General features: G+C 55.5%; 12 protein-coding genes and 1 tRNA gene. 5 read left to right on the top strand and 8 right to left on the bottom strand.

What is annotated here, in order from left to right:
• Positions 1–269: 269 nt before the first annotated feature.
• The 3 genes from ACZBJS_RS27275 (at position 270) to ACZBJS_RS27265 (ending at position 4,122) form a co-directional block, all read left to right on the top strand.
• Positions 270–722 carry a hypothetical protein gene (locus ACZBJS_RS27275; RefSeq protein ID WP_463439492.1) on the top strand — a complete coding sequence of 151 codons (453 nt, stop codon included), beginning with the start codon at positions 270–272 and terminating at the stop codon, positions 720–722.
• 539 nt (positions 723–1,261) lie between these two features.
• A complete protein-coding gene (locus ACZBJS_RS27270) occupies positions 1,262–1,666 on the top strand; it encodes a hypothetical protein (RefSeq protein ID WP_463439491.1) in 405 nt (134 codons plus the stop codon).
• A gap of 56 nt (positions 1,667–1,722) precedes the next feature.
• The gene (locus tag ACZBJS_RS27265) at positions 1,723–4,122 is read left to right on the top strand and encodes a PriCT-2 domain-containing protein (protein WP_463439490.1); all 2,400 of its coding nucleotides are present in this window, start codon (positions 1,723–1,725) and stop codon (positions 4,120–4,122) included.
• A 210-nt stretch (positions 4,123–4,332) separates the two neighbouring features.
• On the opposite strand, the gene ACZBJS_RS27260 is transcribed toward ACZBJS_RS27265, so the two are convergent.
• The 4 genes from ACZBJS_RS27260 to ACZBJS_RS27245 all read right to left on the bottom strand — a co-directional run bounded on the left by ACZBJS_RS27260 (position 4,333) and on the right by ACZBJS_RS27245 (position 10,565).
• Positions 4,333–6,063, bottom strand: coding sequence for a restriction endonuclease subunit S (locus tag ACZBJS_RS27260; protein ID WP_463439489.1), 1,731 nt, complete (start codon positions 6,061–6,063; stop codon positions 4,333–4,335).
• Positions 6,060–7,517 (bottom strand): type I restriction-modification system subunit M, encoded by a 1,458-nt coding sequence (locus ACZBJS_RS27255; protein WP_463439488.1) that lies wholly within the window; start codon positions 7,515–7,517, stop codon positions 6,060–6,062. The genes ACZBJS_RS27260 and ACZBJS_RS27255 overlap by 4 nt, the downstream gene beginning before the upstream one ends.
• Entirely contained in the window at positions 7,517–9,850 is a 2,334-nt protein-coding gene (gene hsdR / locus ACZBJS_RS27250) for an EcoAI/FtnUII family type I restriction enzme subunit R (protein WP_463439494.1), read from the bottom strand. The genes ACZBJS_RS27255 and hsdR overlap by 1 nt, the downstream gene beginning before the upstream one ends.
• Positions 9,851–10,355: 505 nt before the next feature.
• The gene (locus ACZBJS_RS27245) at positions 10,356–10,565 is read right to left on the bottom strand and encodes a helix-turn-helix domain-containing protein (RefSeq protein WP_463439493.1); all 210 of its coding nucleotides are present in this window, start codon (positions 10,563–10,565) and stop codon (positions 10,356–10,358) included.
• Positions 10,566–10,655: 90 nt separating this feature from the next.
• Here ACZBJS_RS27245 and ACZBJS_RS27240 point away from each other — a divergent pair, with 90 nt between their 5' ends.
• Complete coding sequence (locus ACZBJS_RS27240) at positions 10,656–11,177, top strand: hypothetical protein (protein ID WP_463439487.1); 522 nt, start codon at positions 10,656–10,658, stop codon at positions 11,175–11,177.
• Between the two features lie 23 nt (positions 11,178–11,200).
• Here the strand turns inward: ACZBJS_RS27240 and ACZBJS_RS27235 are convergent, their stop codons facing one another.
• Positions 11,201–11,434, bottom strand: a complete 234-nt coding sequence (locus ACZBJS_RS27235) for a hypothetical protein (RefSeq protein ID WP_463439486.1) — start codon at positions 11,432–11,434, stop codon at positions 11,201–11,203.
• A 485-nt stretch (positions 11,435–11,919) separates the two neighbouring features.
• Here ACZBJS_RS27235 and ACZBJS_RS27230 point away from each other — a divergent pair, with 485 nt between their 5' ends.
• The gene (locus ACZBJS_RS27230; protein WP_463439485.1) at positions 11,920–12,150 is read left to right on the top strand and encodes a hypothetical protein; all 231 of its coding nucleotides are present in this window, start codon (positions 11,920–11,922) and stop codon (positions 12,148–12,150) included.
• A gap of 1,148 nt (positions 12,151–13,298) precedes the next feature.
• Here ACZBJS_RS27230 and ACZBJS_RS27225 read toward each other — a convergent pair.
• The 3 genes from ACZBJS_RS27225 to ACZBJS_RS27215 form a co-directional block, all read right to left on the bottom strand.
• Positions 13,299–13,375, bottom strand: a tRNA-His gene (locus ACZBJS_RS27225).
• Between the two features lie 188 nt (positions 13,376–13,563).
• A complete protein-coding gene (locus tag ACZBJS_RS27220) occupies positions 13,564–13,998 on the bottom strand; it encodes a phasin (protein WP_028336028.1) in 435 nt (144 codons plus the stop codon).
• A gap of 271 nt (positions 13,999–14,269) precedes the next feature.
• Positions 14,270–14,668 carry a phasin family protein gene (locus ACZBJS_RS27215; protein WP_092085090.1) on the bottom strand — a complete coding sequence of 133 codons (399 nt, stop codon included), beginning with the start codon at positions 14,666–14,668 and terminating at the stop codon, positions 14,270–14,272.
• Positions 14,669–14,980 lie beyond the last annotated feature (312 nt).

Here is a 14,980-nt window from a genome sequence, read left to right as displayed (position 1 = left end):
TCTAGTTCCAGAACTAGGCGCAGACATAGAAGCTCACATCGGCTCACAAACTTAGCAGCCGATAGCCGATCGTTCACCTCCTCCGCCAGACGGGGTCTCCTTGCCGCTTACTTCAGGAATGGCGTAGGCAATCAATTGCCGTACAGAGCCATTTGGAGCCGGTCTGAGCAATCTTTCCGCCTTCAGGCTACCAACAGCCCTCCACGCAACAACGAATCCAGACCGCCTCTAAAGCCATTAGGGGCCAAGCCATCGCAGATGGCGTAACGGTGCTTCGCACCTATCACCCAGGCCAACACCACAAAGCAATCTTTGCAACGCTGGCCGCAACAAAGCAACAAAGGACCATCATGGTCAAAGTAAACCGAGAAAAAGAACCCTTCGAGATGGCCAGCGAGGACGATCAAAGGCGAGAGCTTCAGTCCGATTTAATCCAGCTTTCCGAACACGAGGGTCTCATCTCCTACGGCCGGGGCGATGTCGTGACCCGAGCCAACATCCAAAAGCTCTCTGAGGAAGAGGAACGAACCGGCACACCAGTTTCCAGACAGCCAGATGGAGCCCGAAAGATCAAAGATTTACCCAACGGTTATCAGGCTCGATGCCTTCCTCCCTATTGGCATTGGTCCCTGCATAAGGATGGGGCCCTTCTGCCTCTTGGTGCATTCACCGATCTACCGAGAGCCGAAGCAGCTGCTCTCACCCACCAACATAAGAACTAAGAATGACCGATAACGAAGACATCTCCCTATTCAACGAACCCAAGTCTCAGGAGCTAATCGAAAAGCATGAACGAAGCTCTTGGGACCTAGCCGAACAGGTTAGGCGCCAGGACCCACGCCAGTATTGGTCTCCCTCATTTCAATCCAAGCTCCATCAACTCGCGCACAAAGAAAAGGAAAAGTTCTACGATGGCAACTAAATCCGAAGGACGTACGCCGCCTACGGCGGCTAAGACTAGTTTCGAGCCTCAGAAGGGACCGAAGACCGTCTCCATCGCTGAAGCCCTCGCTATGGCTAACGCTCAGACCGGAGGCAAGCAGGCACCAACCGATGCCTGGGCCCCCGCAAACGCTCATAAGCCCCAAGTTACAACCACCACCGCAGCCGATCCTCTCGCTCTAGCGAACTCCAACGGAGGCAACCTGCAGAAGCAGCGCTAAACTAATCTTCGCTCCAGGCGGGTTGGCATCAGCTAGCCCGCTCCCTGTACGACCGTCTCTGACGGTCTTTTTCACGACCAAAGAAATTTATACCACCAATGACAGTTATCGACGAGCAAGCTCAGGAGCGAAGCTCTTCTCTTGCGACCATCATCACCGTGCCCGTATCCCCGAACCTAGAGGCTAAGATCAATGCTGACGATCTTAACGAGCTCGTCCGACTAGGCGTGCCTGTAGATCGCTGGGTCTTCAGAAATCACGCCGTCCTGGTAAGCGGGCGCTATCGGCCGGGATCACTTCACAAGCACCTCAGCATTGCTCGTCTCGTTATGGACGCTCAGGAAGGTCAGATAGTCCGATTCAAAAATCATAACTCCCTCGATCTACGCCGCGAGAATCTAAAGTTGGCAAAATCTGCAAAGGGCAAGCACAGGGACAGGGCCTACATCCCGGAGAAGACCCAGAAGCAGGCGCAGCTGATCAACGCTCTCGGACTTATTTGAGTACGAATTTGACTAACTTGAACTTGAGTAACCTAGACGAACTAGAGACCGAACGATTGACCGTACTCGGACCTGAGGGTTACAGGAAATGGACTGAGGAGGACGAAGCAACAAGGAAGGTCCTAGAAGATCAGCTTCAGCCTATTATCGATACAGACGATGACGAAGATGTTGAAGACGAAGATACTGAAGATATCGACTGGGCAGCAGAGAGGCCGAGGATCGAAGAAGCTCTAGCCTTCATCGACAACCACGACCGAGAGACTTGGCTTCTGGTCGGCATGGCGCTCCACCATGCCACAGACGGATCACGTGAAGGCTACGGCATCTGGCGTGACTGGTCTTCGTCATCGGAGAAGTACGACAGCAAACGGCAGCGCTATGAATGGACAACGTTCAAGGTCGCCAGCCACCCGGTCACAATCACCTCGGTCTACAAGATCGCTAGGGAGAATGGTTGGCAAGAGGCAGCACGCCTGCCAAAGGCAGGCTCAGCTCCGAAAGCTCCGAAGACAGAACCCAAGCATTCCGTCTTCTTTGATTGGACTGTGAACGGTAACGAAATCGAAGACAAAGCCCTTGCCGGGATGCATTCAGCTTTCGAGAACAATCGCAAGAAAGGATCTTCTCACAACCCATCCGATAACCAATGGAAGGGCCTCCGGCAGATTGTGAAGACCATCGAAGGCATGGCCTGCCGTCTCCAAGACGCCCCTGAAACCAAAAGACGGCAGCTTGGCTGGACCAAGAGCTTCTACGCTTCCTTCATGGATTGCGGTGTCGGCAAGACCACGGCACTAATCGAGACCGTAAAGGCCGTGCTGGGAATTCCAAGGTACGATCACGTTTCGTTTGTTATCTTTCTGTCCAGACTCGAAGAGATCAGAACCCTAGTCGAGCGTATGGGCTTGGATAAGCAAACCTTCGCTGTCATCTCATCGGATGAAGCCTACAACGCTTTAGGCAACGATGATCCGAAGGAAGCCAGGGTTCTTTTCACGACGCAGAAGATGCTAGAGAAGAAATCCCAGCTCCATCAGCTGAGCTTCATCAGCATGACTGACTTCTACTACCGGGGCAAACCCAGGCAAGTCCGTATTTGGGATGAAGCCATTCTGCCGTCCTCGATCTTCACACTAGAGAGATGGAAGACACTGAAAATCATTGCCGACCTTGGCAGTCTGAACCGAGCCCTCGGGAACGCAATCGATGACTTTGCTAATAAGACGCTCGTACAGGCAAACGACGGTGACCTCATCGAGATGCCGATGTTTTCTCAGTACGGCATTGGAATGCAGGACGCACGTCAGGCTGTCCACGATAACGCCGAAGACGCTTCCGATATCGTAGAGGCTTTGTTCAATTCTGAAGGCCGTGTGGTCCGAATATCGAAAGACAAGGAAGGTACGACAACAATCGAGTACCAAGACTTCCTGCCGGATGACCTTCGTCCAATGCTGATCCTTGATGCATCAGGAAGACAGCGGAAGACGTATGAGCTTTGGGCAAGAGACCGTAAGGGTTTGGAGACCCTGTACTCACCGGAGAAGGACTACACCGGTTTCACGATCCATCACTGGAACGAAGGTGCTGGCAAGAGATCTCAGCAAAAGAGACAGAAGGACAAACTTCTAGCCGAAGGCATCGCAAAGGCGATCAATGAACTTCCTGAGACAGAGGAGTGTCTGGTCATCTATTTCAAGAAGATCAAAAGCCTGCCCGACATGATCCGGAAGCTCGTTAAGAACCCTGATCGGGTCCACTTCCTGCACTACGGAAAGCACACAGCAACGAACGACTACGCGCACATCAAGCACGTCTTCCTAGCTGGCATCCTTCAGTACAACACGGCGCAGTACGTCGCTACGGCACTAGCGGCCAAGGGAGCCCCGAAGGATCAGCAGTTGTCAGCTGACGAGCTCCTGAGCATCCGCTATGGAGAAATCGCTCACCACATCCTTCAGGCAGCTTGCAGAGGATACGTCCGCAACTGCATTGGCGATACATGCCCTCCGGATTGCCACCTGTACATCGTCTTCCCTACCGCCAAAGGCACAGGCATCCCCCAGGAGCTCATGGCCGATATCTTTCCTAACTCCAGCATTGAAGACTGGAGACCAATTGTGAACGTGAGGGGCAAAGCCTTGGAGCTCTTCAGCGCGCTGACGAAGGCCAAGATCGGAACAGTCATCCCTAAGGCCGATCTCCTGCTCAGCCTGACGATCAGAGCGGACAACCTCGCTAGGTCACTGAAGCATCCTGACCTCGGAGCCAAGCTCAAGGAGCAGGGACTACGGCTGATCATCAACCACGCAACCGTACAGCTCCTCCCTATTCCTAAGGACCGTAGGTCTCCATACGCCAACCTTCGGTTGGCTACACGCCTAGGCAGGAGGAGCCGGGCTTCGTCTGGTGCTAAGGCTCCAAGCAACCGCACCGTAGCCTTACCCTATTAGGTCATGAGGCCGCTTCGAGATCTGTGACCTTCGACGAAGAAAAAGAAAGAGCCCCGGAGTCCGCCAAGGATCCTGGGGTTTTCTTTTGCTCTCTGGAAAGAGTTTTCCAGATCCAGCTAAAATCTCACCTTGGAGAATGAGTGCTCACGCAGCTGTAGCAATTTCAAGCCAGCTTCCCGGCTCCCTCCTGCGCCTTGTCGAGCAGCGAGTTCACTCTGCTGCCTCAAGCTCGCGCTCTTCGTCCGGCTCTAGTGCCTCGGCCAGCAGCGCTTCAAGAAGACAGCTGCGGGTTTCGTCGGCCGTAGTGAGGCTGGCCTCCAGCCGATAGCATAGCGTCATCAGTTCATCCAGCTTGGCGACGATGCGGTGCTGCTCGGCCAGAGAAGGAAGAGGGATACGATAGGCCTTGATTTCGCCTAGCCCCAAGTCTGGCACTCCAATACTTTGAACTCCCGAGTGCGCCTGCTTCAACGCTAAATGAGAATCGAGAAAGAGCTGAAGAAATCGTTTATCGATGAAACGATGCTTCGGGCGGATCAGGCAACAAGAGTATGAAATCAGAAATCTTGTATCGACTTTAACAAGCCGAGCTTTTCCAAGGCGTGCACCAATTCTTGAGTAGATTATATCGTCCCGCCTTGGCAAAATCTTTCTTGAAAGGCGCTTGAAATCGTCTTCGGAAATGTACTTTGGGTTGCTAAAATCCAGCTCGCCGCCATCCTTCAAATCCTTGGCAGAAAGAAACGGAACCCCTTCCGCGACAGATCGAGGCATTTTGTGGTCAATGTCGCCGATCTGGTCGCAAAGCGAGTCCAAGCGCATCCAACCCCAAGTTTCGGGTGCTGCAAAAGCCGGTTCGCATTTCGCTTCCTCACGAACTTCCAATTTGCGCGCGCGGGATTGTTTGAGTTTGTTCCCTTGCATCCCAACCAGTACTTGCTTCGCGAGATCAGTGCCTGAGCCATCCTCCTTTCCTCGCTCGGTTAACCTCCCTTGAAACACGAGATCGAGGATGGTTTGGCGCAGTTGCTTGATCTGGTCGGCGCGCGCGGTGAGCGCCGGCAGGGCGTCGAGCGCAAAGCGGGCATCGTCACGGAAGCTGTCCGGATCCGGCGCATTGAGCCGAGAAAGAGTCGCCGCCGTGAACCGGTCGCGCGTCGCCTCGCGGTTAGCACGCGCTGTTACCAACCGGTCACATAGCGCCATCAGCTCATCGAGCTTAGCGACGATTCGGTGCTGCTCGGCAAGTGGCGGGAGGGGAAAGGGCGAATGCGCGAAATACTCAGCCGGCACGCGCTTCTGGCCGGCGGTTCCGGTCATTTTCGGGATGCCAGTTTCGATGAAGTGTGGGCTCTTGAGAAACAGCAGGATGTAGTCCGGATTGACGAATAGCGGGCGCACGATATGCAATTCCGTGGTACCGCTGCCGATCCCGCCCGTGAGGTGTCGAAACACGGTCGATTTGCCGTTCTCGAAGCATGGCGTGATCTTAGCGAGACCAACGTCGCCCTCGGCAAAATGCGTGTAGCCTTTCTTAATATCGCCCCAAGGGCAAACTTCATGTTCGTTCGCGACGCCGTACTCGGCGGCAATCATCGGCATCGGCACAAACGACACTTCAAGCGCATCGGGCGCTTCATTGCGGGGACTCAAAACCCCGATTTCGGCAAGCTGCGACCACTGCCAGTTGGCCGGTATTGAGAATGGTGTTTCGGATAGGGTCGGGATCGGCTTGCGGGTTCTAATCTCCCCGGCCTCCAGGAGCTGGGCCTTCTCCTTCGCAATCCGCTTCAGCAATTCCGATGCCGGCTCGTCACCACTGTCCTGCGGTACGAGCTTTCCGCGGATTGCAAGATCTAGCACAAACCGCCGAAGTCGCGGAACCGCGTCGCGCGCGCCAGCGATACGATCATAATACGTCAGCAAAAGCTCGGCGTTCATCGTGTGAGCGCCTCGACAAAAACCGCCTTCAGCTGGTTCCGGAGCGCCATCGCCTCGGCTTCAGCGGCCGTAAGCTTTGCCAGCAGCTCCTCTGGGTTTCCGTGGTCGTCCTCTACTGTGTGCGGATTCTTGATGTCGAGATTGTAGCCGCGTGCCTTCACTTCATCGAGCGCAATCTTCCAGGCCAAAGGCCCCTCTTTTCGGCCCTTGCGCTTTGGCCCGCCCCACCAGTCTACGCAGCCTTGCAGATGCTCTAACCGGATCGGCCTAGTCATCGAATAGGCCTTCTGTCCTTCAGGCACTCGGTGTTCCCAGAACCAAATATCCTTCGTTGGCTCGCCCTTCTCGAAGAAAAGGAGATTAGTGCCTATCGAAGCGTAGGGCCTGAAGACGGAATTGGGCAAGCGAACGATGGTGTGGAGGTTGCACTCCTCCATCAGGTGTTCCTTGAGCCGTGTCTTGACGCCTTCGCCGAACAGCGTGCCGTCGGGCAACACTACCGCAGCGCGTCCACCCGGCTTCAGCAGACGCACTATCAGCGCTAGGAACAGGTCCGCAGTTTCACGCGTCCTAAACTGGCTCGGAAAATTGTTCTCGATACCGTCCTCTTCCTTTCCACCGAACGGCGGGTTCGTCAGGACGACGTCAACTCGGTCGGAGAGCCCGTAATCGGCATAAGGGCGGCTAAGCGTATTATCGTGCCGAACGAAGTTAGGATTCTGGATTCCGTGCAGCAACATGTTCGTAACACAGAGCATGTGCGGTAACGGCTTCTTCTCGACAGCTCGAAGGCTGCTCTGCATAAGAGCTTCGTCTTCCGGACGCTTTACATAGCGCTTGCGCATGTGGGCGAGAGAGCACGTCAAAAATCCACCGGTTCCACATGCGGGATCAAGCAGGGTTTCACTAGGCTTAGGATCGACCCTGTCAACCATGAAAGCGGTCACCGCACGAGGCGTGTAATACTCACCAGCATTTCCGGCGCTTTGGAGGTCATTCAGAATCTGCTCGTAGATGTCTCCAAAGTGCTGTCGTTGAGCGAGGTCGTTGAAATCGATCTCCTGAATCTTATTGATCACTTGGCGCATCAGCTGGCCAGACTTCATGTAGTTGTAGGCGTCTTCGAACACGCCGCGAACAACAGCACGCTTCGCACCACCCGGCCCGCTGGTTTCCAAGGATTTCAACGCCGGAAAGAGATCGGTATTTACAAAATCGAGAAGTTTGTCGCCGGTAATGCCCTCCGGATTTGAAGCCCAATCCCGCCAACGCTGACCTTTAGGTATTGGGGAAGCATGCTTCTTATTCAGGAGCTCCAGTTCCTGGTCCTGATCGTCCAAGATCTTCAGGAAGAACATCCAGCAGAGCTGCGAAATCCGCTGGGCGTCACCGTCAACACCTGCGTCTTGCCGCATGATGTCTTGCACGGATTTGACCAAGTTTCTCACTGACATCAGCCGACATCCTTATAGAGCGTATTTTGGAGGTCTCTTACCGCAGATTCGAAATCCGACGGAGAGCCGAATCCCTTCACCAACTGGACCGGAGTACCCATGCTAGAAAGCGGAGCAATCCGCAATATGTTCGGATCATTCAGGTCAACCACTCCCTCATCCTGATACTTGTCCAATAGAACCTCAAGTACAGCACGCGCGGCCGGGCCATACTTAGCAAAGTAATTTCTCTTACGAATCTTTTCTGCGCGTTCCTTTCGCGTGAGCGGGCGTTGGTCGTAGCCTACATGAAGAATCAGGTCGAAAGGATCCAGGTCCTTACCGACTTCCGCGGCTAGATTCTTCAGGCTGACCCCATACTGTTCCAGTTCATCAACGATTGCTTGCTTTCGATCTGCCGCGTTCCAACGGCGTATGAAATCATTCAAAGACGAGAACTCGGCCCGGACCTGCTTCTTCGCGAACTCGCGGTACGACTCTGTCACCAGCTTGCCGTCGGCGCCAAGGAATTCGACACGCTCGCCAATGATCCGGACAGGAACGCCGCTCACGTAAACCTTCTGCTCCCCGCCGGCATCGCCCTCGTCGTCCTCTCCATCATCCTCTGGCCCGCCAATAGGGTCGGGAGGCACAGGATCGTCGTCATCGTCAGGCTCCCAAATCACGACGGGCTCACCGTCGAAATCTGGATCATTGAAGAGCGTCGTGGCCTTCTTGAAGTCCATGATCGTGAAGAAGAACTTGTTGTACTCTTCCAGTATCCGCGTGCCTCGCCCGATAATTTGCTTGAATGTCGTCATCGAGTTGATCGTCTTATCTAAGACAATCAGCTTGCACGTGCGCGCATCGACTCCGGTTGTCATTAGCTCCGACGTTGTGGCAATGACTGGGAAACGGCTCTGAGGGTCGATGAAGTTGTCTAGTTCTGCTTTCCCTTCGTTGCTGTCTCCAGTGATACGCATCACGTATTTCGGGTGCTCGATTGCAAGCGGACCGGCCTCATTGACAATCGCCGCCCTCATGCGTTCGGCATGATCGATGTCCTCACAGAAGACAATCGTTTTTGCGTAGGGGTCCGTTGCTTTGAGATACTGCATGACACGCCGCGCAACCAGCCGAGTGCGCTGATTCAGAACTAGAATGCGATCCATGTCAGCTTGATTGTATTCTCTTTGCGGCACATCGCGCCCAAGGTCATCGACCATTCCGGGCGGGGGCGTCCAACCCTCGATGTCCTTATCGATGTCGATCCGGATCACCTTGTAAGGCGCTAGAAATCCATCTTCGATTCCTTGCTTGAGACTGTATGTGTAAACCGGCTCCCCGAAATACGACATGTTGGAAACGTACTTCGTCTCCTTCGGAGTTGCCGTCATTCCGATTTGCACGGCTCCGGAAAAGTAATCGAGGATCTCGCGCCATTGAGCATCTTCGGCCGCGCTGCCGCGATGACACTCATCAATAACAATAAGGTCAAAGAATTCCCGCGATAATTTTTTGAAGGACTTATCTTCCTCTGCGGTGCCGGTTATCGCCTGATATAGCGCGAGATGAATCTCGAAAGCCGGATCGAATTTATGACCGGTGACCTTCACCATGGCCCCAGCGAACGGTTTGAAGTCGTTAATCAATGCTTGATCGATTAGGATGTTTCGATCTGCAAGGAAGAGTGCTCGTTTAACCTTTCCGGCCTTCCAGAGTCTCCAGATTATTTGAAAGGTCGTGTAGGTCTTACCGGTCCCGGTAGCCATAACCAGCAGCACGCGCCTCTGACCAGCCGCAATCGCCTCGATTGCGTGATTGATGGCGTCAGCTTGGTAATAGCGCGGTTCCTTTCCCGATGCGTCCTCGTGAAATGGCTGAAGAACTAACGGTTCTTCCTGATCCTTGATGCCGCGGTGACTCTTGTATCGAGACCAAAGGACGCTCGGTTCTGGGAACACTTGAAGTGAAAATTGAGTCTCGATGTCCTCTCCCGCTGCGGGCACCTTGTTGTGGGACGCAAAGGCATCGCCATTCGAACTGAATGCGCTGGGGACATTGAGTATCTCAGCGTAGCCAAGAGCCTGTTGCAACCCGTGGCTGACGGTGTGGTTGTTGTCCTTCGCTTCCACCACAGCTAAAGGAACGCCAACTTCCTTGTAGAGAACATAGTCGGCGAATTTTTTCTTCTTCTTATTGCGACTCGCTACGTTTCCTCGAACGACTACAGGGCCGGGAGCAAGCGTCACTTCCCGCCGAATCTGCGATATCGGATCCCAACCAGCATCCTTGATAGCCGGGGTTATAAAGAGGTCACAGACATCGATCTCGCTCAGTGTTTTCTTATCTATTGAACTCAAGGCCAGCCCCGCCGTTTGCGTTCTTTGTATCGATTTATAAGCCCTTAGGGGCGCCCCCCAGGTTCCAAGCTGCCACAACCTTTACGACAGTCAAATGCAAGTTTGCACTCGGTCTTGGGCTAATTCGACTAAGGTCGGACGCCGCGACAGGTAGGACCTCACCCAAGACGGCCGCGAACCTCGCTTCTTTTCTCGCTCGCGGTAAGGTGGAGAAGCCGTGGCAATCCTGAACGACCATCGGGGCCTTGGTAAGGGTGCAGTTCGCGATGCATGAAGCCGTATCAAGGAAGTGAGGATTAGCCGACTACGGACATGATCGGAAGACCGCAGAATTACTGCGTGGCTATTGCCGCATGCTGGGCAGAGAGATCCCAACTGAGCAGGTCTCGGCAAAGCCGAAGCAAACGTGAGAAAGAGTACGCCCATGGCGAATTCCGGCCAGGGGCCGCCTTACTCGGATAAATCTACCGCCAGGTACTACAGTTTCAGGTCAGGCCTAATCCGAGAGAAGTTTCGTCAAGGGCACGGATAGAGCTTCGGCGATCCGGCCCATAACTCGAAGACTCGGATTTCGTCTTCCGCGCTCGATCCCACCCATATACGTTAGGTCAATCTCAGCCTCGAACGCCAGCTCTTCCTGAGTCAGTCCACGCTGCTGACGAATGCGCCGAACGTTGCGCCCGAATATGCCGCACCAATCCCGCATTGCGAGATCGAGCAGCATCGGGCATATAAGCTCTAGGGAATATAGTCCCTATCGAACGATAACCACTATCTTCGTGCTGGAGGGGGCACCGTGTGGGAGAGGATAAAGCGAAGACTTGATCGGCCCTGGAAGCGCATCGCCTTCATTTTATGGCTTCCTTTATTCACCGCTACTGCCGTCTTTGCGTCCTATGCACTCCTGGTTCTGTACAAGGTGCAGGTCGCTTCGGGTGGGGATGAGCGGTACCTTTATTCGTGCCATCTCCAGGTCGCCCGTCAGCAATTAAGTGCGCGTGGGGACCAAAGCGATAGCTCGACCCTTGGCTTTGATCTCGCGAACGAAAGGCTGGCGTCGCGCCTCTCGGAGGACACAAGAGAAGTCGAACGAAGTCCGGCCTTCATGCGCTGCATAGGACAGGCGGAAAGCTTTGACGATTCTTGGTTGGGGAGACTTGGATTCTACTACGGCGCGTATTGGCTCAATTACGACTTCGCCGTCTGGAACACCCTCCTGCTGGTGATCTGGACCGGTTTGTCGGGAGTGATTCTCTTCACACCCATATTGCGGTTCATCAAGACAAGCGCGGTTAGCTGGGTCACATTGAGAGATTAGAGAGTGGCGACTGGGCCGAAAGCCTAATCCAGCGTAGCCGCCCGAATGTCGTGGAGCACCGCGAGCGCCATGTCGTTGACGCCACCTTTTCGACTCTTCACCATTTCCATATAGACGCCAAGCGCCTCCGGAAACTGTCCTGGTAGAAGCGCGTCGCTTTCCTCAAGACAGTTGATGAGAACTTGGAATGCCGCGACCATGGCCGCACCATAGGCGGCGATGACTTCGCCTTCGGGCGAGAGTTTCCTGTTCGGCATCAATCCCTCCGTTCATTATGTATCGGGTAGATGGTGGTTCGCCCGAACGAAAGTAGGCGCGCCTTCAAGGTTGTAGACACGCCTCGGCCAAAGATGGATCGCGCCTTACGCGGCCTGGCCAAAGAGCTCTGAGACCACGCAGGTACGGACGACGAAATATGGATAACGGTCTTTCCGGCAAAGTCGTCAGAAGTTGATATAGACCCTTATATCAAAAGTTGACGACTTGAGCGCTGGAGCGAAGCTCCCTAACGGCGCTACGCGCCAAATAAACCCTGCCTATGACCACTTAGTCTGTTCTTGTCGTCCACGCCTACGTGCGACCTTCGGTCCACTGGGCACTTTCGGAACGTTGACCGCAACTGGGCGGCATGCCGACTAAAGACTTCCTTGAAGCAGGCTTCCGCGCATGGCAGGAGCAATAGTGCGACGACGAGACGCTTCGCTATATGCCACCGGAGCTTTGAGAAAGTGAGTATCTGGAAGTGAAATTTGGAATTCTGCTGCCGATCGCGCTGGCCATTGGTGGCTGCGCGATCAATACGGTCAACACCCCCCCGTCCGTGGACATGCGTGGCGTCGATGCCAGCAAGTATGCGAACGACCTCGCTGATTGCCAGGACCAGGCCCGCAACGGCGGGTTCATCCAGATGGGAGCGCCGGTGAGCCGCTGTCTTGAGGAGCGCGGCTATAAAGTCACCGCGCGTATCAGCTAATGGAATGATCGTCTCCCGACCATTGAGCTGTTTTTGGGAATTTCTGCCAGCAATTTTTAAGGCTTGATACGCTTAAGCAAGGGTACCCCTTCCCCCTGCTACCCCCTAGGATGGATCTCTCAGCACAACCGGAAGCATTCCCCTTGGAGGTCACCAACACGGCTTCCTATCATCACACCCGAATCCGAACTGTCCAACGAACTATGAAATCTCTAAGACCTTTAAGCTTTCGATTGGGCCTAAGTGCGATTGTCTCGCTTGCCGCGTCACCAGCATGGCCTCAACAGAAGACCGATCAAGAGATAGCGTTAGCAGCGAAACCCTTTGTGCAGGCTTATCAACGATGCGTCGTGGCTCAAGCCACGCGATACGCTCCCTCGAAGGACTCCGCAGAATTTCTCGTAAAGGTAGCGGTGCAAGCTTGTCAGAACGACCGGCAACAACTTAGATCAATGATGATCAGAGAGGGAGCGCCGACTTGGCTCGTGGATGGCGCGCTAACCAATGTCGACAAACAGACCGAACAAATGGCGGCCGTGACAATTCTGGAGTCGAGGATTCAATAACCCTCCGTCAGAATCCAAACTGAGACACAAGCACCCTGCCCCTAGCATTCGCCGCCGCAATCTGTCGTCTCCCTGTCGTCCCTTCGGTCAACCGTAGCACCACACTCGGAAAGTCAAGGCCGACCTGGAAGCACCGAGCAAGGTTCAGCTCCAGCGTGCCGGTCAACCTTGACTGTCCTCCCTTTGGTGCTTTTGGATCTTGCGCCGGGACGGAAGAGCGCCTTACGCGGCCTGCGGCCGAACAAAAGAGCGGCAAAAAGAATGCCAGCAAGGTTGGTTGTCGAACCGAAATCGCCGCCCCGCTTGAGCGGGCCGCGCGTCAGGATGCAGTTGTAGCTCAGTTGGTTCAGCGACCGAGCGCAGCGAGGAGCGTCAAGGGAGTAGCGTGCGACGGAGCGAGCGAAGCGAAGCGAAGGAGTGCGGCACCCGAGCATCGCAAGCCAAGCTTGCTTGGCGAGAAGCGAGGGCTACGACCGCAGAGCGCCCCTGTGAGATCGAATTAGGTCAATGTCCTGGTCAATACTTTCTCCAAGGAGCAAACCCCATGGAGACAATCACACCTAGCTAAGTTATTGATTTGTATGGTACAGTTGGGTGGGCTCGAACCACCGACCTCCTGTTCCACAGACAGGCGCTCTAACCAACTGAGCTACAACTGCATCCTGACGCGCGGCCCGCTCAAGCGGGGCGGCGATTTCGGGCGGAAACTAGGTGCAACGCCGCGCTTTGGCAAGGCCGTAACGCGCCGATTTCCGCTGTTATGTCGGGCCGTTCGACGGCCGCGTCCAGCAAAAAGGCCCGGACCGCTTCGGCCCGGGCCTTTCGCTGGTTTCCCAAACGGCAGCGATCAGGCGGCCGGCTTGTAGAACTTCGAGGCGCTGGCCTTGATCGGCTCGGCGGTCTCGCTGGCGACCTTCTGGCCGAGCTCGGCCAGTTCCTTGGCCTGCGCGGTGTAGGTCTCGAACTGCTTGCGGGCGTGCGACGTCCACAGCTCGACCGCTTCGGTCGGCGACTTCACGCTGAACAGCTCCTGGGCGAAGTCGAGCGAGGAGGTGGTGTTGGCCTTGAAGAACTCGATCAGCTTGGCCGAATACTCGCTGGCGCCCTTGCTCACCGAGGTGAACACGGCCTCGACCGTCGAGTTGTGGGTCTCGGCAGCGTCCTTGAACTTGGCGTAGCTGTCGCGGGCCTGCAGAACGCCCTTCTCGGCGAACGCGCGCATCTGCTCGGGAACTTCAAACGGAATGATCGAGGCGGAAAACGGATCGGACGGGTTGGTCATACGTGTAATCCTTCGCAACGGGTGAGTAGATGTGACCATTGCGGACGTCCCGGAGCCCATCAGGCCGGGAGCGCTGAAATGGATCACGCTGCCTTGATTCACGGGAGCGCCCTTCGTCGGGCGCGCCTAATAAACACCCATATCATGTCAATTTTGTGCAACGCAACGTAAGATCGCGTGCGACGCCACATTTTTTATCTGACGGAACAAAAGATTACCGCGGCCGACCGAGGCTGAATGCGCCAGGGTCGGCCGCGGCCAATGCGCCTCGTCAGTTCTTCGGCTTGACCGCGTCCATCGCGGCCCGGCTGACGGCCTGGCCCATCTCGCTGGCCTGCTCGGCGAGCGAGCGCATCTGGCCCTGCACATATTCGCTGTGCAGCCGCATGACGTCGCTGAGGTCCTTGGCCTTGAGCAGCGCCTCGGCGTAGTCCAGCGACGACTGCACGTTCTTTTCGGCATAGGACAGCGCCTTGGTCGAAAGATCCTTGGCGCCGGCGCGCACCGTGGCGTTGCGCTCCTCGATCTTGCCGGCGGTGTCCTTGGCGTTGGTCACGAATTGCTCGAACGCCTTGCGCGCCTGCTCAAAACTCGCCTCCGCCATCGACCGCATATCCTTGGGAATCTCGAACTTGGGGATCTCGAAATGGTCACGCCCGTTGTCGCTCATGGTCGCTCTCCCTCGCTTGCTGATCGGCCCGCCGCTTGGCCCTGCGGGCCCAGGGCAAGATAGACGGCAGAATATATATCGTGGCACTGCAATCGCAGGTGTGACGCGGCGCCGCCTGGTTCCGCATCGCGCGGCTCGCAGCAACCTCTCTTTGTCCGACAACGCCAAACGGCTGTGGATCGTTCAGCCGAGTTAACGTTATCCCGGCTTTGGCGGGGGCAGTTTCGCTGCGGACATGGACCTGCCGCCCCCCAGTTGCGATACTAACCTTCTGTTAAGGCTGTCGTCCTGCGGCTGCCGGGCCTTCGGCTG

It is taken from the genome of Bradyrhizobium sp. KZN70725 (assembly GCF_055264925.1).
This window is presented reverse-complemented; position numbering and strand designations above follow the sequence as displayed.

Bases quoted from the DNA above. Each gene is read 5' to 3' on its own strand.
- ACZBJS_RS27215 (WP_092085090.1), bottom strand. From the start codon at position 14,668: ATGAGCGACAACGGGCGTGACCATTTCGAGATCCCCAAGTTCGAGATT.
- ACZBJS_RS27220 (WP_028336028.1), bottom strand. From the start codon at position 13,998: ATGACCAACCCGTCCGATCCGTTTTCCGCCTCGATCATTCCGTTTGAA.
- ACZBJS_RS27260 (WP_463439489.1), bottom strand. From the start codon at position 6,063: ATGAACGCCGAGCTTTTGCTGACGTATTATGATCGTATCGCTGGCGCG.
- ACZBJS_RS27235 (WP_463439486.1), bottom strand. From the start codon at position 11,434: ATGCCGAACAGGAAACTCTCGCCCGAAGGCGAAGTCATCGCCGCCTAT.
- ACZBJS_RS27270 (WP_463439491.1), top strand. From the start codon at position 1,262: ATGACAGTTATCGACGAGCAAGCTCAGGAGCGAAGCTCTTCTCTTGCG.
- ACZBJS_RS27245 (WP_463439493.1), bottom strand. From the start codon at position 10,565: ATGCGGGATTGGTGCGGCATATTCGGGCGCAACGTTCGGCGCATTCGT.
- ACZBJS_RS27255 (WP_463439488.1), bottom strand. From the start codon at position 7,517: ATGTCAGTGAGAAACTTGGTCAAATCCGTGCAAGACATCATGCGGCAA.